The sequence below is a fragment of the Allobosea thiooxidans genome (genome assembly GCF_900168195.1).
GTDB classification, from domain to species: domain Bacteria; phylum Pseudomonadota; class Alphaproteobacteria; order Rhizobiales; family Beijerinckiaceae; genus Allobosea; species Allobosea thiooxidans.
On the sequence record NZ_FUYX01000012.1, the window covers coordinates 18,979 to 37,197 of the forward strand.

The window sequence follows — 18,219 nt, forward strand, 5'->3', positions numbered from 1 at the left end:
TGGCGGCGCCCATAGATCGATGAATGGCGAAATCCATCAGCGATGTGCGCCATAGGTGAAAAAGCGCGCAGAGTGATGGTTGCAGCCGCCTGAAACTTTCCAGGGGCTTGTTCTGGACTGTCCGGGCAGGCGCTTGGCCGTTCTCGACGGGCCTAGCGGCCGATTGCGGGACATACCACATCCCAAATGCGGGCATATGACGACGCATAGTTGATGAGATGGACGCCATCGAACAACGCCGCCCCTTCCGGGAAAGGATGGACAAACTGGCATCCCTGTTTGCTGCATATGGTCTCTAAAGAGGCTGAGAAGCGAAGCGCAATCTCATGCGAGAACCCGACTGCACGCTCGGGGTCGAGCGGGGGGATGGCGGTCACGGTCACGGATTTGGTCTTCTCCGCTGCCCGTTTCAGCAGCGCCTCAACCCGGTGCTGATAGCTTGCAACTGCCTTGTCAGGATCGCCGATGCGTCGGCCTAACGCATCATTGGTCCCGATCATCAAAATGATCGCGCGCGGCGGGCGCGGCAGAGACAGGTTCGCAAAGAAACGAGAGTAGGATTCAGCCGTTGCCCCAGCGAGCCCCGCATTCACGACAGGCAGATCGCAGCCGGTTGAAGCGAGCCAACTTTCCGCATGGGAATCTCCCATCACAAGAATGTAGTCGCCGGGCGGTTGCCGCAGATGAGCATCGATGATCTGCGAACGCGTCTCAAGATATGAGCCGCCGCCCGAACTCACAGGGCTGCGTCCCTTGCCGAAGCTCGCTCCAATAAAGGCTGCGAGCAGTAGCGCCGACACCATCGATAAAGAGCGCTTCATCGATCTTTACCAAATGGAATCGTTCAGGATTTCTCGACCGAGTCTAGCGCGGTCCTCCGCGGACAAGCGTCGCCGAGCTCGACGGGAGACAAAAAAGTTCACGATGATGAACAGCGCGAATAACGCGGCTGCCGATAAGCCAAGAAACGTCATGGTAGGGAGAAACTCGGGAAATTTTATCTCAGCCGAACACCGAAAGATCGTTCCTCCAATTTGAAGCGGATGATCTCGAACGTGCATCACCCTTCAGGGGGACGATTGACGAACTCGCCACGGCGTCGCACCAGTGATGGGCGGCTTGGGGCGATCTGGAATGCTGGATGCGAATGAGTTCGGTGATGCTGTGGCTAGGCTCTACGAAGCTGCAGCAGTTCCCGAGATGTGGCCTGCCGCAATCGCGCGCCTTTCGGAAATTGCTGGTTGCTATGGCGGCCTGCTGTTCACTCATTCCCAGCAGGGAACGAATTGGGTGAGTTGCGATGCCGTCCGTCCCCTCGTTCAGCGCTTTGTCGACGAAGGATGGATGCAGCGAAACGCCAGGATGGAAGGCTTGCTGGCCCATTGCGGCACGGGCTTCGTGGGCGACCATGATGTCTTTCGCGATGAAGAGATGGCCGAGATGCCGGTCTATTGCGACTTTCTCATTCCGAACGGTTTCGGTTGGGCTACCGCGACCCATGTCCGTTCGGCGTCGGGCGACAACATCATTCTCTCTCTGGAGCGTCGATATGATCGCGGGCCGGTGACGAGGCGCGAGATCGAGGTTCTGGACAGTATCCGTCCCCATCTGGCCCCGGGCAGCGGTGCTGACATCGAAGCTCCAGATGCAGCGTGCGCAGGCCAGTCTCGATTCATTCGAGCGAGCCGGATCACCGGCTGCGCTGATCGGCGGGCGTGGCCAGGTGACGGCGACCAATCCAAGCTTCGAACCACTGCTCGGGCAGGTCATCATCCGTGCTGGCGACAAGATCGCGCTCGAAGATGATCGGGCGAACTCGCTGCTTCAGAAATCCCTCTCCGAGCTCGCCCAGGACCGCATTCACGACACCCGTTCGATTCCGGTTCCCGGTCGAGACGACAATCCCGCCTTCATCATCCACGTGCTTCCCATCCGGCGGCAGGCACGAGATATTTTTTCGCGGGCGCAAGCGATGCTTGTGGTCACGACATCGGATCGCAGCTTGCGGATCGAGGCTTCGCTCCTCTGTGAACTCTACGACCTGACACGAACTGAAGCGGCAGTAGCCAACCGCCTGCTCGAAGGCCTCTCCATCAATGAGATCGTGGCGGAGCGCGGGGTCAAGCGCGAAACCGTGCGTACCCAGGTGAAGCAGGTTTTGGCGAAGACGGGGTGCCAATCGCAGGCTGATTTCATTCGGAGACTGGCTTCGTTGGCGATGTGATCGACGGGGCCGTTTCGGTCAATCGGCTCGAAGCCCGTTGCGGGCCAGGCTCAGAATCCATCAACTTGGATTGGCCCGGGATTCACAGCCCCTCGCGTGCCCGCGTGCACTGTCGACACTCTGCGTTTGGCTCTTGCGACGGACAGGTCTCAGCCATTGCGTTCGGCGATGGCGGTCCCCGCCGCCCAGCCCGACGACCATGCCCATTGGAAGTTGTAGCCGCCGAGCCAGCCGGTCACGTCGACCACCTCACCGATGAAATACAGGCCGTCGACGGCGCGGGCTTCCATCGTCCGCGAGTTCAGGCCGGAGGTATCCACGCCGCCGAGCGTCACCTCCGCGGTCCGGTATCCCTCCGATCCGATCGGCAGGACCTCCCAGCCGTGAAGGGTGGCGGCGATCGCGGCGAGCTTCTTGTCGCTGGCGTCGCCGATCGGCCCGGACCAGCCATGGGCGTCGGCCAGATAGGTCGCCAGCCTCTTCGGCAGGATCTCGCCGAGCGTATTGGCGATGTTTCGGCGGCCATTCTCCCGTCGGGCGGTGTGCAGATCGGCGAAGAAATCATGGCCGGGCAGAAACGCGATCCGGATCGGCTCCTTCTCGCGCCAATAGGATGAGATCTGCAGGATCGCGGGGCCGGAAAGCCCGCGATGCGTGAACAGCAGCGCCTCGTCGAAGGCCGTCTTGCCACAGGAAACGCGCACATCAGCGGCGACGCCGGCAATCTCGCGAAATCCGGCAAGGACATCCTCGCCGAATGTCAGCGGCACCAGCGCCGGGCGTGTTTCCGTCACCGTCAGGCCGAACCGCTCGGCGATCTGGTAGCCGAGGCTGGACGCCCCCATCTTCGGGATGGATTTTCCGCCGGTCGCAACGACGAGCTGCCGGCATCGGATGCTTCCCGCGCCATCGCCCCCAAGCGTGACCGCAAAGCCGTGATCGATCCGCTCGAGGTTTTCCAGCGTGGTTCCGACTCGCAATTCGCATGCCGCGCGCGCCATTTCGTTCAGCAGCATGGCGATGATGGCCTTGGCGGAATCGTCGCAGAAGAGCTGGCCGAGCGTTTTCTCGTGATAGGCGATGCCGTGCCTTTCGACCAAGGCGACGAAATCATGCTGCGTGTAGCGGCTGAGCGCGGATTTGGCGAAATGCGGATTGTTCGACAGGAAATTGCGGGCGCTCGCCCCGATATTGGTGAAATTGCAGCGCCCTCCGCCGGAGATGCGGATTTTTTCGCCGGGCGCCTTGGCGTGATCGATGATCAGAACGCGCCCGCCGCGCGCTCCGGCCTGGATCGCGCACATCATTCCAGCGGCACCGGCGCCGAGAATGACAGTGTCGAAACGCGTGACCGACATCGAATGCTGCTTGCCCCAGAAGAGCCCGGAAAGGGCATTGCGCGCCGCTTCGGGATGGCATCGCGCCGCGCGTCGCATCGGGTAGATGATCCGCGAGCATCCATCAACAGGCGGTGACCGGGAGATGCCCAGGTCGAGGGGCGCTTCGCGCTCCTGCCGCTTTTCGCTGTTCCGCTCGGTGGCTCGCAGGTGCGAGGCGCCAAGTACCCATGAGCAGCCGCATCAGCCGGACCGCAGTCTCGGCTCGCAGCATGTATTGCATTTATAAAACAATATATACAATATTGCTGCATGAACGTCGCGGATTTCGCCACCCAGCCCTTCGAGAGCGGCTCCCGCTCCTATCTCCGGGTCGCGGCCCCGGAGGCGTTCGGGCCGGACTATGCGCGCCTCCCGCACATCTTCCGGATCCTGGCCGAGAACCTCCTGCGCAACGCCGCTTCTTCCGCCGAGCGCGAGGCCGGGCTCGCGGCGATCCGCGCCTGGCTCGCCGATGGCGCGAGCACCGCCGAGGTCGCCTTTCAGCCGGGGCGCGTGCTGATGCACGACACCACCTGCACTCCGGCGCTCGTCGATGTCGCCGGCATGCGGGACGCGCTTGCCGAGGCGGGCGGCGATCCCGCGGCGCTGAGCCCCGTGCTGCCGGTCGACGTCTCGGTCGATCACTCGCTCGGTGTCGACATCGCGGGTTCATCGGCCGCGGCACGGCTGAACAAGGAGCGCGAGTATCGCCGCAACGGCGAGCGCTACCGCTTCCTGAAATGGGCGACGCGGGCGCTCGAAGGCGTGCGGGTCCATCCGCCCGGCACCGGCATCATGCACACCATCAATCTCGAGCAGCTGGCGACGGTCGTCGAGGTCAGGACGCGGGAGGATGGTGCCTGCCTCGCGGTGCCCGACACGCTGATCGGGACCGACAGCCACACCCCGATGATCAACGGCATCGGCGTCCTCGCCTGGGGCGTGGGTGGGCTCGAGGCCGAGAGCGTCATGTTCGGCATGCCGGTGATGATGCGCCTGCCGGAAGTGATCGGCGTGAAGCTGAGCGGCCGGCTGCGGGAGGGCGTGCTCGCCACCGATCTTGCGCTGACCGTGACCCAGCGGCTGCGACAGCGCGGCGTCGCCGGCGCCTTCGTCGAGTTCTTCGGGGCCGGCGTTTCCTCCCTTTCCGCCGGCGAGCGGGCCGTCGTCGCGAATATGACGCCGGAATTCGGGGCCTCGACAGCCTTCTTCCCGATCGACGCCGCGACGCTCGCCTATCTTCGGCAGACCGGCAGGGAGCCCGCTGCCGTCTCCCTCGTCGAAGCCTATGCGAGGGCGCAGGGGCTCTGGTTCGATCCGGCCGCCGAGCCGCGCTTCAGCGATGTCGTCGCGATCGATCTCGAGGCGGTGGAGACGAGCCTTGCCGGGCCCTTCCGCCCGCAGGACCGTGTCTCCCTCTCGGCCGTTCCCGAGGTGCTGTCGCGCCTGCCGCCGCCGGCGCGGGTCGCCCCCGGCCTGCGGTCTCGGCCGGTCGCGATCGCCGCGATCACGAGCTGCACCAACACCAGCGATCCGCGCCTTCTGGTGGCGGCCGGCCTCGTCGCGCGCAAGGCGCGGGCGCTCGGCCTGCAGCCGCCGCCCTGGGTCAAGACATCGCTGGCGCCGGGTTCTCCGGCTGCCGAGCGCTTCCTGCGGCGCGCCGGACTGCTTGAGGACCTTGAGGCGATCGGTTTCGCCATCGTCGGCTATGGCTGCACCACTTGCATCGGCAATTCCGGGCCGCTCCTGCCGGTGATGGCGCAGGCCGTCTCTGCAGGCGAGACGCTTCCCGTCGTCATCCTGTCCGGCAACCGCAACTTCCCCGGCCGTGTCCACGCCCAGGTCGAGGCCAGCTTCCTGGCATCGCCGCCGCTCGTCGTCGCTTACGCTCTTGCCGGGGATGCGGCGCGCGATTTCGCGCGCGAGCCGCTGGCGATCGCGGGCGACAGGCCTGTCTTCCTCGCCGATCTCTGGCCGGTTGGAGCCGAGATCGACGCCGCGCTGGGCAAGGGCCTGGACCCGCGCGATTTTCGCGCCGCCTTCGCCGAAGCGGAGAACGATGAGAGCTGGGCGGCGCTCGACGCGCCGGCGGGCGCGCAATTCCCCTGGGATCCAGCCTCGACCTATCTGCGCCGGCCGCCCTTCGCGCGGGCCGCGCTGTCCGCGACGCTCGGCACTTATCAGGCCTATCCCCTCCTCCTGCTCGGGGACGACGTCACCACCGACCATATCTCACCGGCCGGTCAGACCCCGGCCGCCAGCGAGGCCGGGCGCTGGCTCACCGAGCGCGGCGAGGATCCGCAAGACCTCAATGTCTACGCAGCGCGCCGCGGCAATTGGGAGGTGATGCTCCGGGGGCTCTTCACCAACCGCACCGTCGTCAACCGGCTGGCGCCGGGCCTGCCGGCCGGCACGACGGTGCATGCACCGACCGGCGACGTCCTGCCGCTGTGGCTGGCGGCGGAGCGCTACCGGGCCGGCGGCGAGGCCACCGTCGTCGTCGCGGGCGAGCGCTATGGCACCGGTTCATCGCGGGACTGGGCCGCCAAGGGGCTTGCCCTGCTCGGCGTCCGCGCCGTGCTGGCGGCGAGCTTCGAGCGCATCCATCGCTCCAACCTCGTCGGCATGGGCATCCTGCCGTTGGTCTTCGCGGATGCCGCGCAGGGAACGGCACTGATGCTGCGGCCCGGCGACCGGCTGGCGATCGCATTGCCGGTCGAAGCGCTGGCGCCGCGCCTGCCGACGACCGTGTCGGTCATCCGCGCCGGAGGCGAGACCGAGACGCTGCCGATGCGGCTGGCGGTCGAGACCGAGCTCGAATGCGAGACCTTGAGGGCCGGCGGCATGCTGCCGCTGATCCTCGGACGCTTTCTGCCGAAAAGCGGAACTCATGCGGAAGGTGAACAGCCAGCGCCGTACCGCCGCCTCGCCTGAGCGCGGCCGGAGCCGGACAATTCGAAGAGAGGGAGGAAAAGAGATGTTGAATCGTAGAGCCGTCGTGGCCGGATTGGCCGCCATGGGGATCGCCGGGCCGTCCTGGGCCGAGGCGCCGCCCGAGTTCAGGATCATCGCCCCGGCTGGTCCGGGCGGCGGCTGGGACACCGCCGCCCGCTCGATCCAGCAGGTGTTGACCGCGACCGGCCTCGCCAAGAGCATCCAGGTCCAGAACGTGACCGGGGCCGGCGGCACGATCGGCCTGGCGCAGTTCATCACCGGTGCCAAGGGTGATCCGGGACAGCTCATGGTCAACGGCATCACCATGGTCGGCGCGATCCTGACTAACAAGGCGCCCGTCACGCTCGACCAGGTGACGCCGCTGGTACGTCTCACCGGTGACCCGCTGGTGATCGTCGTGCCCGAAAACTCACCGCTCAAGACGGTGAAGGACCTCGCTGCCGCGATCAAGGACAACCCGGCCCGCTTCATCTGGGCAGGCGGTTCCGCCGGCGGCGCCGACCATATCCTGGCGGCGCTCGTCGCCAAGGCGGCGGGGAGCGATCCGGCCAAGCTCAACTATGTCGCCTTCTCCGGCGGCGGCGAGGCCCTCGCGGCCATGCTCGGCGGCCGCGTTACCGCCGGCGTCTCCGGCTATGGCGAGTTCGAAAGCCAGATCAAGGCCGGCAAGCTGCGTGCGCTCGCGCTCTCGTCCGGCAAGCGGCTGGAGGGGGTGGATGTCCCGACGCTCAAGGAGCTGGGTTATCCCGTCGAGGTGACAAACTGGCGCGCCGTGATGGCGGCGCCCGGCATCTCGGCCGAGCAGAAGCGCGATCTCACGGCGGTCTTCGACAGGATGGCGAAATCCCGGGAATGGGGCGAGGTGCTGAAGGCACGCGGCTGGGACGACTATTATCTCGCGGGCGAGCCCTTCGCTGCCTTCCTGAAGGAGGAGCAGGTCCGCGTCGCCGAGGTGCTGCGCTCGATCGGGCTGGTGAAGTAGCGGCCGACGAAACAGGGTTGTCTCCGGCAGCCCGGCGGCTACAGATCGCATCGGCGCATCCGGCGCCGGCGGGATGGCTGCTTTGGTCAAGGCGGAAAGACGGGATCTCGGCGAGGTGCTGGCGGCGCGGCTGCTCGGCGAGATCCGCGAGCAGGGTCTCGCCGCCGGCGCGCATCTGCGCTCGCAGGAGCTGGCGGGCCGCCTCGGCGTCTCGCGCTTTCCGGTCGGCCAGGCTCTGCACCTCCTCGCGGACAAAGGCGTGCTGCGCCATGAGCGCAATCGCGGCTATTTCGTCGCCAAGGCCGAGCTGCCCTCGGCCGAGGAGCTCGGCCTCCAGCCCGAGGACGGTCTCGCCGCCGTGTATTTCCGCATCGCCGACGATCATCTGCGCGGGCTCCTGCCCGCTCGGATCACGGAGTCGGAGCTGCGCGAGCGCTATGGCCTGACGCGGGCCGAGCTCTCCAACATCCTGACCCGGATCGGCGCCGAGGGCTGGGCCGAGCGGCGGGCCGGCTATGGCTGGAGCTTCCTGCCGGTGCTGACCACGCCGGAGAGCCTCGAGCAGAGCTATCGCCTGCGCCTCGCGCTCGAGCCGGCCGCCCTGCTGGAACCCGGCTACGACCTGTCGCCGGAGCTGATCGCCGCCTGCCGGCAGGCCGAGGAGCGGCTCCTCGCCGGCGCCATCGACACCGACAGCGCCGACGCCCTGCACGAGCGCGGCGTGCGCTTTCACGAGACGATCGTCGGCGCCAGCGGCAATCCCTTCTTCATCGACGCGATCAGGCGGCTGAACCGGATCCGCCGCCTGCTGTCCTACCGGTCGATGCTCGATCGCGGCCGCTATCGCGCGCAATGCGAGGAGCATCTCGCGATCCTCGACAGCCTGGCCCGGCGCGACCAGGAGGAGGCCGCGGCCCGCCTCAGGAGCCATCTCGGCCACACCATCGACAATCTGGCGCGGATCCGCCCGCTGCTTTCACGCTGATCGGCTTCGGCGTGGCTGCAAGGTCGGGTCGAGCCGATCCCTGATCCAGTCGCCGACGATCGAGATCGACACCGTCGCTATCCCGCGTGAGCGCGGCCGGTGCGAGCAGGCAACCTCCGTCGCCCATGACGAAGCGGCCATCGCCCGGGCCTTCGCGGCCGGGGTGAGCGCCTTCACGACGGATCGGCCGGATCTGGCGATCGCGTTGCGGCCGTAGCCGGTCCGGGCAGGCTCAGTTGCCCATGATCTTCTCGAAGACCAGCCGGGCATGGGGGCTCGTCTCCGAATAGGAGACGACCTCGCAGCCCTGGCGGAGCGGGCCGGCGCCGCGCAGGACGAGGTCGAGCTGGCCGTTCCGCTGGATCGTGCGGCCGCTCACCCTGTAGCTGGCGGGCTCGCAGCCCTTCTTGAAGGCATAGGCCGTGCCTTCGAAGGCCTCGCCGTTCCAGCGCCCCTCCACCAGCACCGTGCCGGGCTTGACCACGTCGCGCAGGGATGGCTTCGGCTGCGCGTAGATGATCCGGTTTCCGGCCATCTCCATCAGGCTGCCATTGTGGTCGGCGCCGATGAACGGCGACGGCTCGTCGCCGTCCGCCGTCGCGGCGGCGGGGGCTGCAGCTCGCTGCGCAACCGGCTTGCGCTCGCCCGGGGCGGCGGCATGCCCGTCGGGCCAGGCGACGCTGACCATCTCGCCGGAGCGGTCGAAGCGGACGACGTTGCGGCACTGCGCGGCGCCGATCTTGCCGCAACTCAGGCCATGGAGGTGGAGGATGAGCTGGTAGCCGTTGCGCAGGGTCTCCTGGATCTCGGCGCCGCGCAGCATCGTGTCGCTGATGGCGTAGCTGCCGTCCGGTTTCGAGATCGCCCAGCGTGCGCCATAGCCGGCGGTCCCGGAATCATAGCTCGGCGCCCCGTCGCAGGGCGCGCGGGCTGACGTCATGAACAGGTCGCCTCGGCCGTCGCTGTTGACGTCGACCACGGTGGCGAAGGGGCTCTCGAACCGGGCGCCGGCATCCCCGCGGCCCGTGGCCTTGGTAAGCTCGGCGCAGTTCCGGTCGAGATCGCGCTTGTAGGCTTCCACGATCGGCTCGGCGGCCGGCGGCACGGGCAGGGGGCCGGCCCCGCCCGGCAGGGTGCCCTTGTCCAGTGTGATGACCGTGTAGACCAGCTCGCTTTGCGCCGATTGCGCCGCCGAGAAGAAAAAGATGGTCAGGGCCAGGAGGAAGGCGAAGCTCAGGAAGCGGACGGGAGACATGGTCACCAGCGGCAGGCGGATCGTGGCGGGGAACCTGCCCCGCCGGCGCTGAAACCCGGGTCAATTCGGCAGATAAAATTGCATCGAATTGCAGCTTTCCTGCCGACCGGGGCGGTTCGAAGCCGAGCGATCGTCCGCGCCTCGCATTTGCCGCCTGCCGCCGGGATCGAAATCGGGTTTCGCGTGTTGTTCCCGTGCGCCCTCAGCGAGGCGCAAGGAGCTGGACATGATGACGATCAGGCAGACCGCCGTTTCCTTCGCAGCCTTTTTGGCGTTGGCTTCGCCCGCTCTCGGGCAGTCCTCCCGCTCGCTCGGCCCGTCGACCGGGTCGGTCCGCATCGAGCAGGTCCAGGCTGGCTTCATCGCCTCCGGCGAGGCGGGCGGCGGAACGTTGCGCTTTCGCGGCCGCTCCTATCCGATCACGGTCGGCGGTCTCGGTATCGGCTCGATCGGCGCCTCCCGCACCGTCGCTTCGGGATCCGTCTACGGCCTGCGGAATGTCTCCGACTTCGCCGGCGCCTATGTCCAGCTGAAGGAAGGCTGGGCCGTCGGCGACCAGGGGCGCGGCACGGTCTGGCTGCGCAACGACAAGGGCGTGACCCTGAACCTCGCCACCCGCCGTCAGGGGCTTCAGCTCTCGCTGGGGGCCGACGGCGTGCTGATCGGCTTCAAGCGCTAGTCGGACAACAGCGATAGGCCACCGCGTCTCCGGCAGGGGCGCGGCGACCGAACGGCTGGGCCGTCTGCATCATAGGCTCTAGGCATTTGCGCTGCCTGGACTATTGTGCGGCCGCTTTGACGACCTTTCTCATCCCCTTCGCCATCTCCGCTGCCGCCGCCATCCTGGCGGCGGTTCTCTGCGTCTGGCTGCGCCCGCTGCTGGTGCGCTATGCGCTCGCCCGGCCCAATGCCCGCTCCAGCCACAAGGTGCCGACGCCGCAGGGCGGCGGCATCGCCGTCCTGGCCGGGGCGTTCCTGGCGCTGGCGCTCGGTCTCTGGCTGAGCCCCCTGGAAGGCGAGGCGGGGCGGACCCTGCTCGTCGTCGCGCTGGCGGCGACGGCGCTGGCTGTGGTTGGCGCCTGGGACGATATCCGGCCGCTGCCCGCCGGCTTGCGGCTGGTGCTTCAGGCGGCCTGCGTCGGCTTTGTCCTGTTCCGCGCCGCTCCGGAGCTGCGCCTGTTTCCGGAGCTGATGCCGCTGGCGCTCGAGCGAGCGCTCGCTTTGCTGGCGGGGGTCTGGTTCGTCAACCTCGTCAATTTCATGGATGGGCTCGACTGGATCACCTTGGCCGGCATCGTGCCGCTCACGGGCGCGCTGGCACTGGCGGGCGGCTACGGCATCGTCGACCCCCTGACCGGCTGGCTCGCGGCGGCGATCTGCGGCGGCTTGGTCGGCTTCGCGCCGTTCAACCGCCCGGTGGCGCGCCTCTTCCTCGGCGATGTCGGCTCGCTGCCGATCGGCCTGGTCACCGCCTATCTGCTCTATCGTCTTGCCGGTACCGGCGCCTTCGCGGCCGCGCTGATCCTGCCGCTCTACCATGTCGCGGATTCGACCATCACGCTGCTGCGGCGCCTGCTGCGCGGCGAGCGGGTCTGGGAGGCGCACCGATCGCATTTCTACCAGCAGGCGACCGCCAACGGCTTCAGTGTGATGGCGGTGGTCGGGCAGGTCTTCCTGCTCAACCTGGTCCTCGCCGGGCTGGCCGCGGTCGCGCTCGCCGTGCCGGGGCTGCCCACGCAGTTCGCCTGCGTCGCGCTTGCGGTCATGCTGACCGGGCTGCTCCTGCGCCGCTTCGCGACGGGGCCTCGCCATGGCTAGCGAGCGCGTCCTCGTCACCGGCGCCAGCGGCTTCGTCGGCCCGCATGTGGTGGCGGCACTCGTGCAAGCCGGCTATCGCCTGCGCCTGGCCCTGCGACGCCCCCAGCCCGTGCCGGCAGGCGTCGAGACCGTGATGTTCGGCGATCTCTCCTCACCGATCGACTGGCAGGCGGCGCTGGCGGGCGTCGACCACGTCGTCCACATGGCCGGCCTCGCCCATGCCGGGCCGGGCCTCGACGAGGCGCTCTACATCCGGATCAACACGCAGGCGACGCTGGACCTCGCACGGGCGGCGGCCGCCGCCGGCGTCCGGCGCTTCGTCTATCTCTCCTCGATTAAGGCGCTGTCCGGCGCTGTCGACGGACCGCCGTTGGCCGAGGATGCCCCGCCGATGCCCGGCGACGCCTATGGCCGCTCCAAGCTCGCGGCGGAGCAGGGGCTGGCGGCTCTCGATCTCGAATGGGTCGCGCTGCGCCCGGTGCTGATCTACGGGCCGGGGGTCAAGGCCAATATGGCGGCGCTGCTCAGGCTGGCGCGCCTGCCGTTGCCGCTGCCCTTCGGCGGGCTCGCGGCCGGGCGCTCGCTGCTCGCCGTCGAGAACATGGCCGATGCGATCCGCTTCGCGCTGACGCCGGCTTGCCCGCCGCGCCGCAGCTACGCCGTGTCGGATCCCGCGCCGATCAGCGTCGCCGACATGCTGGCGGCGATGCGCTCCGGCCTCGGCCGTAGCCCGGGCCTGGTCGCGATCCCGGAAGCGTGGCTCAGGCGACTGGCGCGCCTCGCCGGGCGCGAGGAAACCTTCCTGAAGCTGGCGGGCAGCCTGGTTGCGCGCCCCGAACGCCTGCTCAGGGCCGGCTGGCAGCCACCGGCAGAGACGCGGGCGGCGCTGGCACGTCTGGCTGCGCCTCGCCACGACGGCTGAAATCCGGGATCGCCTCGTCGAGCACGGCAAGGGCGGCCGCCCGGTCGTCGGCCTTCAACGCCTCTTCCAGCCGCGACAGCCAGCCCTGGATCCGGGCCCGGCCGGCGAAGATCGGCTTGGCGGCCATCACGCCGTCGAGCCCCGTCTCGGCCATGGGTTCGTCGCGGGCGAACAGGATCTCGTTCAGCCGCTCGCCGGGCCGGACGCCGGACACGACGATCTCGATGTCCTCGCCCGGCTCGAAGCCGGCGAGGCGGATCATCCGCTCGGCCAGGTCCATGATCCGCATCGGCTGGCCCATCTTGAGGACGTAGACCGCGGCCCGCTCCGCCTCCGGCCCGCCCGCCGGCGCATGGGACGCGGCGGTCAGCACGAGGTCGCAAGCCTCGCGGATGGTCATGAAGTAGCGGATCATCTCCGGGCTGGTGACGGTGATCGGCCCGCCACGGGCGATCTGCGCCTTGAATTTCGGCACCACCGAGCCGACCGAGCCGAGCACGTTGCCGAAGCGCACGGCCACGAGACGCATGCCCGAGGCGGCGGCGACGAACTCGGCATCGCGCGACTGGGTGTACATCTCGGCGAAGCGCTTCGTCGCGCCGAGCATCGAGACCGGCTCGATCGCCTTGTCCGTCGAGATCAGCACGAAAGTCCTGGCGCCGGCGGCGACGGCCGCGTCGGCGACGTTCACCGAGCCGAAGATGTTGGTCTTGATGCCTTCGCTCCAGTCCGCCTCGAGATAGGGGACATGCTTCAGCGCGGCGGCGTGGATCACGATGTCGGGCCGGAAGGCGACGAAGAGCGGCATAATGCGCTCGCGGTCGCGAACATCGGCCAGCACGCCGGCGACCGTCGTGTCGGGCGCCTGCACGGCGAGCTGCTCGGTGATCTGGAACAGGGCCGGCTCGGAGCTTTCTACGACCAGGATCTCGGCCGCGCCGAAGGCGGCGCAGCGCAGGCAGATCTCGGAGCCGATCGAGCCGCCGCCGCCGGTGACGATGACGCGCTTGCCCTTCAGGAAGCCGCCCAGCCTTTCGCGGTCGATGGCGACGGTCGAGCGGACCAGCAGGTCCTCGATCTCGAGCGGCGCGATCTCGGTGTCGCGCGCGCCCTCACCCAGGCTCTCGATGCGCGAGATCGGCAGGGCGAGCTTGCGCGTCCGGGCGAGCCATTTCTCGGGCTGCGCCTCGGGCAGGAGCGCCGAAGGTGTCGCGACGATCCGGCGATAGGCCTCGCCCCGTTCCGCCGCCTCTTCGGCGATCCGCTCGATGTCGGAGAGCAGCCCGAGGACGGGGATGCCGCGGATCGACTGGCCGAGGTCATCGATGCGCGGCGACAGGATGCCGGCAGGCCGGAGCCGGCGCATCGTTCCCGATTCCATGGCGCGGATCACCATCTCGACCTCGACGCCGCGGCCGAGGATCAGGGCGGGCAGGGTCGCATCGCGCACGGCGCTGGTGCGCGAGCGCGCATATTTGAAGTAGCGATAGGCGAGGCGCGGCCCGCCCAGCAGCGCGTTCTGGACGAGCCAGTAGAGCGCGATGGTGATCTTGCCGAAATAGAAGCCACCGTAGAAATTCGGCGCGACCAGCACATAGTCGACGGCGAGCAGCGTCACGGTCAGGACCGTGACCGCCTTGACGATGTTCGACAGGTCCGGCAGCGAGGCGAAGCGCCATTTCGAGCGGTAAAGCGAGAAGAACCAGTAGACCAGCCCGGCATAGGCGACGAAGAAGGGCAGGAAGCTCGGCAGGTAGCGCAGATGCTCCTCGAGAAGCACGCCTTCGAAGCGGACGACGAAGACGAGCCAGATCGCCAGCGCCGTGACCAGCAGGTCATGCAGGACGACGGCGAGCTTCTTCAGATTCTGTTTGGGCAGGATGGCCATGCCGGGCCGATATCCCGCTCCCTCGGCGGCTTGTCAACGCGCAGGGGTGCGGATCGTGTCAGCTCTGGCTCGGTCGGGCTTCCAGCGCGCTCAGGAGGAAGCTGATCATGTCGTCGGGCGAAGGGCCCGGAATGCACTCGCATTGCGTGATCAGCAGCGGGTGCATGAAGCGGATCATCGCGGTGCGGATGCAGCCCGTCGCCTGGGCCGGCTCCATCGGCCTGAACTCGCCCCGGGCGATGCCGTCGGCCACGACTCCGCGCAGCACGACGTCGAAACGCTCGATATGGGCGATGATCGCGTCCCAGCTCTCCTCCATCGCCGCGCAGACCATCTCCTGCATCCGGGCATGCCCGGCGAAGCGGGCGGCGTTGAGCCGGTAGGAGGTGGCGAGGATGTCGCGCAGCCGCTCGGCGGCGGAGCGGTCCTCGGCGGCGATGCTGGCGATCGCCTCTTCCTGTTCGCGCTTGTAGCGCTCCAGCACGGCTTCGTTGATCGACTTCTTGGAGTCGAAGAAGCGGTAGACATTCGCGGGGCTCATCCGTAGGGACTTCGCGATGTCCGCCACGGTCGTCTTCTGATAGCCGATGTCCCGAAAAAAACGTTCGGCGGTATCGACGATGATCTGCTTGGTATCGCGTTCGGATTGACTCACGGCGGCGCCGGCTTGTTTGATTTCGACGAATGCGGTGAAGAATTGATCCATATGACGAATTTCGTCATTCGTCAACATTATGGCGAATAAAGACTTTTGCCTTGACCTGCATCAATTCTGCCGGAAATCGAATGCTGACAGCAGCTGCCATGGCGGGAGCGCGCCTGGCCGCTGGCCGGCAGCCGGGCCGTTCATGAGGCCGAAGGCCGCGATTTCGCGATATCCAGCAGCGCATTGACGTCGAGATGGCGTCCGAGATGCTCTGCCAGCGCGTCGAGCGTTCCGTCGACGGCCGCGTCATAGTCGAGCGTCGACGCCAGCTTGGCGCCGGCGATCCGCGCGAGCCAGGCTCCCCGCACTGCGTCGGAGGCAAAGATGCCATGCAGATAGCTGCCGGCGACCCGCCCGTCGGGGCTCGCGGCGCCCTCGGCCCGCCCGTTGACCTGGAACGGCGCGCGGGCGGTGTCGGCCCCCAGGGTGCGGCCGAGATGGATCTCATAGGCTCGTCCGCCGGTAGAGCCGGCGATGTCGTGGAAATCGACCTCCCGGACGGTCTTCTCGACATCGAGGCTGGTCTCGACATCGAGCAGGCCAAGCCCTGCCGCCTCACCGGCGGGGCCTTCCAGGCCGAGCGGGTCGCGCACCACGCGTCCGAGCAGCTGGTAGCCGCCGCAGAGGCCGAGGACATGTCCGCCGCGGCGGCGATGGGCGAGGATGTCGATGTCCCAGCCTTCCCGTCGCAGCGCCGCGAGGTCGCGCAGCGTGGTCTTCGATCCCGGCAGGATGACGAGGTCGGCGTCGCCCGGCAGCGGCTGGCCGGGGCCGATCATCATGAGATCGACCGCCGCTTCGAGCTTCAGCGGGTCGAGATCGTCGAAATTGGCGATGCCGGGCAGCACCGGCACGACGATCTTCAACCGCGCACCGGGTTTGCGTCCCGAGCGGATGTCGAGCCCATCCTCGGCGGGCAGGCGCGCGGCATCGGCGAACCAGGGGATGACGCCCAGCGAGGGCCAGCCCGTCGCGGTCGCGATCGTCTGGAGGCCGGGGCCGAACAGCCCGACATCGCCGCGGAAGCGGTTGATCGCGAAGGCGCGGATCATCGCGCGGTCGGCCGGATCGAGCACGGCATGGGTGCCGACAAGGCTGGCGATCACGCCGCCGCGGTCGATGTCGCCGATCAGGACGGCCGGCACGCCCGCCGCACGGGCGAAGCCGAGATTGGCGATGTCGCGGGCGCGCAGATTGGTTTCCGCCGGCGAACCGGCGCCTTCGACGATGACCAGATCGGCCTCCGCGCGCAGGCGCTCGAAGCTCTCTATCACCTGCGGCAGGAAATCGCCGCGCCTGGCGAAGTCGCGCGAGGCGAGGCGTCCCGCGACCCGGCCCTGCAGGATGATCTGGCTGCCCTGCTCGCCTTCCGGCTTCAGCAGGACGGGGTTCATGTCGGGATGGGGCGCAACGCCGGCGGCGCGTGCCTGGAGTGCCTGCGCGCGACCGATCTCGCCGGCGCTGGTCGCGGCGGCGTTGTTCGACATGTTCTGCGGCTTGAAGGGACGCACCCGCAGCCCGCGCCGCGCGAACAGCCGGCACAATCCGGCGACGACCAGCGACTTGCCGACATTGGAGCCGGTGCCGAGGATCATGATCGCAGGAGCAGGGGAAGGGGCCATGCGGCCTTGCCTAGAGCATCGAACCGAAAAGCGAAATCCGGTTTCACGGCCGCCTCTGCGCCCCGCAGGGCGTGCCGGCCGGGAGGAAGGCGCTCTCCATCCTCCTGACATGGTTCGCCGGTCCACTGCGGCATCCTGCTGCGCCAAAGGGGCGAAGTCGCAACAGGCGTCCGCCGTGGACCGGCTGAATCACAATAGATACTGATTGGTGATGAATGTCAACATTCATCACTCGGCACTATCGGCGGGCTTTTCGACCCGCTGCCACGGTGCGCGCCGGCGAACCACGTGTTACAGCCGGAGCCTGTCTCTCCTCTGTGCCGGCCGCCCGCGATGAACCCGATCCTGTCCGCCCTCCCCACCACCGTGTTCGAGACGATGTCGCAGCTCGCGCGCGAGACCGGCGCCGTCAATCTCGGCCAAGGCTTCCCCGATGATCCGGGGCCGGAGGATGTGCGTCGCAAGGCGGCGGACGCGGTCCTGAACGGCTGGAACCAGTATCCGCCGATGATGGGGCTGCCGGAGCTGCGGCAGGCGGCGGCGACGCATTACAAGCACTGGCAGGGCCTCGATCTCGACCCCGCCACGGAGGTGATGGTGACCTCGGGCGCGACCGAGGCGATCGCGGGGGCGCTGATGGCGCTGGTCACGCCCGGCGACGAGGTCGTGCTGTTCGAGCCGATGTACGACGCCTATCTGCCGCTGGTGCGGCGCGCCGGCGGCATCCCGAAATTCGTGACGCTGACGCCGCCGCATTTCGGCCTGACCGAGGAGGCGCTGGCGAAGGCGTTCTCGCCGAAGACCAAGGTCGTGCTATTCAACAACCCGCAGAACCCGACCGCGACGATCTTCGGAGAGGCCGATCTCGCTCTGCTCGCCGATTTCTGCGTCCGCCACGACGCCATCGCGATCTGCGACGAGGTCTGGGAGCACGTCGTCTTCGACGGCCGGCGCCATGCCTCGGTGCTCGGCCGTCCGGAGATGCGCGAGCGCACGGTCAAGATTTCCTCGGCCGGGAAGATCTTCTCGCTCACCGGCTGGAAGGTCGGCCTCGTCATGGCGGCACCGGCGATCATGCGCGTGCTCGCCAAGGCGCATCAGTTCATCACCTTCACCACGCCGCCGAACCTGCAGGCGGCGGTGGCCTATGGCCTCGGCAAGGAGGATGGCTATTTCGACGGCATGCGCGCCGATTTCCAGCGCTCGCGCGACCGGTTCGCTTCGGGGCTGCGCGATCTCGGCTTCACGGTGCTGCCGAGCGCGGGTACCTATTTCCTCAATGTCGACATCGCGCCGCTCGGCGAAACGGACGATGTCGATTTCTGCCGCCGCCTGGTGACCGAAAGCGGCGTCGCGGCCATTCCCGTCAGCGCCTTCTATGCCGAGGGCGCCGTCAGGAACGTCGTCCGCTTCTGCTTCGCCAAGCATGACGCGACGCTGGATGCGGCGCTGGAGCGGCTGGCGCATCGCCGCCCGCGCTGAG

The 18,219-nt window shown here is 67.9% G+C and carries 15 protein-coding genes; 8 read left to right on the top strand and 7 right to left on the bottom strand.

From position 1 onward, the window contains the following. Positions 1-152 precede the first annotated feature (152 nt). Together B5Y19_RS19225 and B5Y19_RS25830 are read right to left on the bottom strand one after the other, a co-directional pair. Positions 153-821, bottom strand: a complete 669-nt coding sequence (locus tag B5Y19_RS19225; RefSeq protein ID WP_079591954.1) for an SGNH/GDSL hydrolase family protein — start codon at positions 819-821, stop codon at positions 153-155. Between the two features lie 181 nt (positions 822-1,002). Continuing rightward, positions 1,003-1,500 carry a hypothetical protein gene (locus tag B5Y19_RS25830; protein WP_139384471.1) on the bottom strand — a complete coding sequence of 166 codons (498 nt, stop codon included), beginning with the start codon at positions 1,498-1,500 and terminating at the stop codon, positions 1,003-1,005. A 145-nt stretch (positions 1,501-1,645) separates the two neighbouring features. Between B5Y19_RS25830 and B5Y19_RS19230 the strand changes: the two genes are divergently transcribed. Beyond that, entirely contained in the window at positions 1,646-2,224 is a 579-nt protein-coding gene (locus B5Y19_RS19230; protein WP_079591955.1) for a helix-turn-helix transcriptional regulator, read from the top strand. Between the two features lie 149 nt (positions 2,225-2,373). On the opposite strand, the gene B5Y19_RS19235 is transcribed toward B5Y19_RS19230, so the two are convergent. Continuing rightward, positions 2,374-3,582 (bottom strand): BaiN/RdsA family NAD(P)/FAD-dependent oxidoreductase, encoded by a 1,209-nt coding sequence (locus B5Y19_RS19235; protein ID WP_055729203.1) that lies wholly within the window; start codon positions 3,580-3,582, stop codon positions 2,374-2,376. A 291-nt stretch (positions 3,583-3,873) separates the two neighbouring features. On the opposite strand from B5Y19_RS19235, the gene acnA reads away from it, so the two are divergent. From acnA to B5Y19_RS19250, 3 genes are all read left to right on the top strand, one after another. Continuing rightward, complete coding sequence (gene acnA, locus B5Y19_RS19240; RefSeq protein WP_055729173.1) at positions 3,874-6,537, top strand: aconitate hydratase AcnA; 2,664 nt, start codon at positions 3,874-3,876, stop codon at positions 6,535-6,537. Positions 6,538-6,580: 43 nt separating this feature from the next. Next, complete coding sequence (locus B5Y19_RS19245; RefSeq protein ID WP_055729174.1) at positions 6,581-7,540, top strand: Bug family tripartite tricarboxylate transporter substrate binding protein; 960 nt, start codon at positions 6,581-6,583, stop codon at positions 7,538-7,540. Positions 7,541-7,613: 73 nt separating this feature from the next. After that, entirely contained in the window at positions 7,614-8,525 is a 912-nt protein-coding gene (locus tag B5Y19_RS19250; protein WP_055729175.1) for a GntR family transcriptional regulator, read from the top strand. A gap of 232 nt (positions 8,526-8,757) precedes the next feature. On the opposite strand, the gene B5Y19_RS19255 is transcribed toward B5Y19_RS19250, so the two are convergent. Further along, the gene (locus tag B5Y19_RS19255; protein ID WP_139384472.1) at positions 8,758-9,786 is read right to left on the bottom strand and encodes a hypothetical protein; all 1,029 of its coding nucleotides are present in this window, start codon (positions 9,784-9,786) and stop codon (positions 8,758-8,760) included. 220 nt (positions 9,787-10,006) lie between these two features. On the opposite strand from B5Y19_RS19255, the gene B5Y19_RS19260 reads away from it, so the two are divergent. The 3 genes from B5Y19_RS19260 to B5Y19_RS19270 all read left to right on the top strand — a co-directional run bounded on the left by B5Y19_RS19260 (position 10,007) and on the right by B5Y19_RS19270 (position 12,520). After that, positions 10,007-10,459 carry a hypothetical protein gene (locus tag B5Y19_RS19260; RefSeq protein WP_055729177.1) on the top strand — a complete coding sequence of 151 codons (453 nt, stop codon included), beginning with the start codon at positions 10,007-10,009 and terminating at the stop codon, positions 10,457-10,459. Positions 10,460-10,575: 116 nt separating this feature from the next. Beyond that, positions 10,576-11,598 (top strand): MraY family glycosyltransferase, encoded by a 1,023-nt coding sequence (locus tag B5Y19_RS19265; protein WP_244555644.1) that lies wholly within the window; start codon positions 10,576-10,578, stop codon positions 11,596-11,598. Then, on the top strand, positions 11,591-12,520 hold the full coding sequence (locus B5Y19_RS19270) for an NAD-dependent epimerase/dehydratase family protein (protein WP_055729178.1): 930 nt from the start codon (positions 11,591-11,593) through the stop codon (positions 12,518-12,520). The genes B5Y19_RS19265 and B5Y19_RS19270 overlap by 8 nt, the downstream gene beginning before the upstream one ends. Here the strand turns inward: B5Y19_RS19270 and B5Y19_RS19275 are convergent. The 3 genes from B5Y19_RS19275 to B5Y19_RS19285 all read right to left on the bottom strand — a co-directional run bounded on the left by B5Y19_RS19275 (position 12,444) and on the right by B5Y19_RS19285 (position 16,736). Continuing rightward, on the bottom strand, positions 12,444-14,399 hold the full coding sequence (locus tag B5Y19_RS19275) for an SDR family NAD(P)-dependent oxidoreductase (RefSeq protein ID WP_055729205.1): 1,956 nt from the start codon (positions 14,397-14,399) through the stop codon (positions 12,444-12,446). The genes B5Y19_RS19270 and B5Y19_RS19275 overlap by 77 nt on opposite strands. A 67-nt stretch (positions 14,400-14,466) precedes the next feature. Then, positions 14,467-15,063 carry a TetR/AcrR family transcriptional regulator gene (locus B5Y19_RS19280; RefSeq protein ID WP_244555646.1) on the bottom strand — a complete coding sequence of 199 codons (597 nt, stop codon included), beginning with the start codon at positions 15,061-15,063 and terminating at the stop codon, positions 14,467-14,469. A 191-nt stretch (positions 15,064-15,254) separates the two neighbouring features. Next, positions 15,255-16,736, bottom strand: a complete 1,482-nt coding sequence (locus B5Y19_RS19285) for a cobyric acid synthase (RefSeq protein WP_079591957.1) — start codon at positions 16,734-16,736, stop codon at positions 15,255-15,257. A 333-nt stretch (positions 16,737-17,069) separates the two neighbouring features. Between B5Y19_RS19285 and B5Y19_RS19290 the strand changes: the two genes are divergently transcribed. Continuing rightward, positions 17,070-18,218: an aminotransferase gene (locus tag B5Y19_RS19290; protein WP_055729180.1), complete on the top strand. Its 1,149-nt coding sequence runs from the start codon at positions 17,070-17,072 to the stop codon at positions 18,216-18,218. Position 18,219 lies beyond the last annotated feature (1 nt).

Coding starts and splice junctions, on each gene's coding strand:
- B5Y19_RS19225 (WP_079591954.1), bottom strand. CDS start 821: ATGAAGCGCTCTTTATCGATGGTGTCGGCGCTACTGCTCGCAGCCTTT.
- B5Y19_RS25830 (WP_139384471.1), bottom strand. CDS start 1,500: ATGGGTCGCGGTAGCCCAACCGAAACCGTTCGGAATGAGAAAGTCGCA.
- B5Y19_RS19230 (WP_079591955.1), top strand. CDS start 1,646: ATGCAGCGTGCGCAGGCCAGTCTCGATTCATTCGAGCGAGCCGGATCA.
- B5Y19_RS19235 (WP_055729203.1), bottom strand. CDS start 3,582: ATGTCGGTCACGCGTTTCGACACTGTCATTCTCGGCGCCGGTGCCGCT.
- acnA (WP_055729173.1), top strand. CDS start 3,874: ATGAACGTCGCGGATTTCGCCACCCAGCCCTTCGAGAGCGGCTCCCGC.
- B5Y19_RS19245 (WP_055729174.1), top strand. CDS start 6,581: ATGTTGAATCGTAGAGCCGTCGTGGCCGGATTGGCCGCCATGGGGATC.
- B5Y19_RS19250 (WP_055729175.1), top strand. CDS start 7,614: ATGGCTGCTTTGGTCAAGGCGGAAAGACGGGATCTCGGCGAGGTGCTG.
- B5Y19_RS19260 (WP_055729177.1), top strand. CDS start 10,007: ATGATGACGATCAGGCAGACCGCCGTTTCCTTCGCAGCCTTTTTGGCG.
- B5Y19_RS19270 (WP_055729178.1), top strand. CDS start 11,591: ATGGCTAGCGAGCGCGTCCTCGTCACCGGCGCCAGCGGCTTCGTCGGC.
- B5Y19_RS19285 (WP_079591957.1), bottom strand. CDS start 16,736: ATGGCCCCTTCCCCTGCTCCTGCGATCATGATCCTCGGCACCGGCTCC.
- B5Y19_RS19290 (WP_055729180.1), top strand. CDS start 17,070: ATGAACCCGATCCTGTCCGCCCTCCCCACCACCGTGTTCGAGACGATG.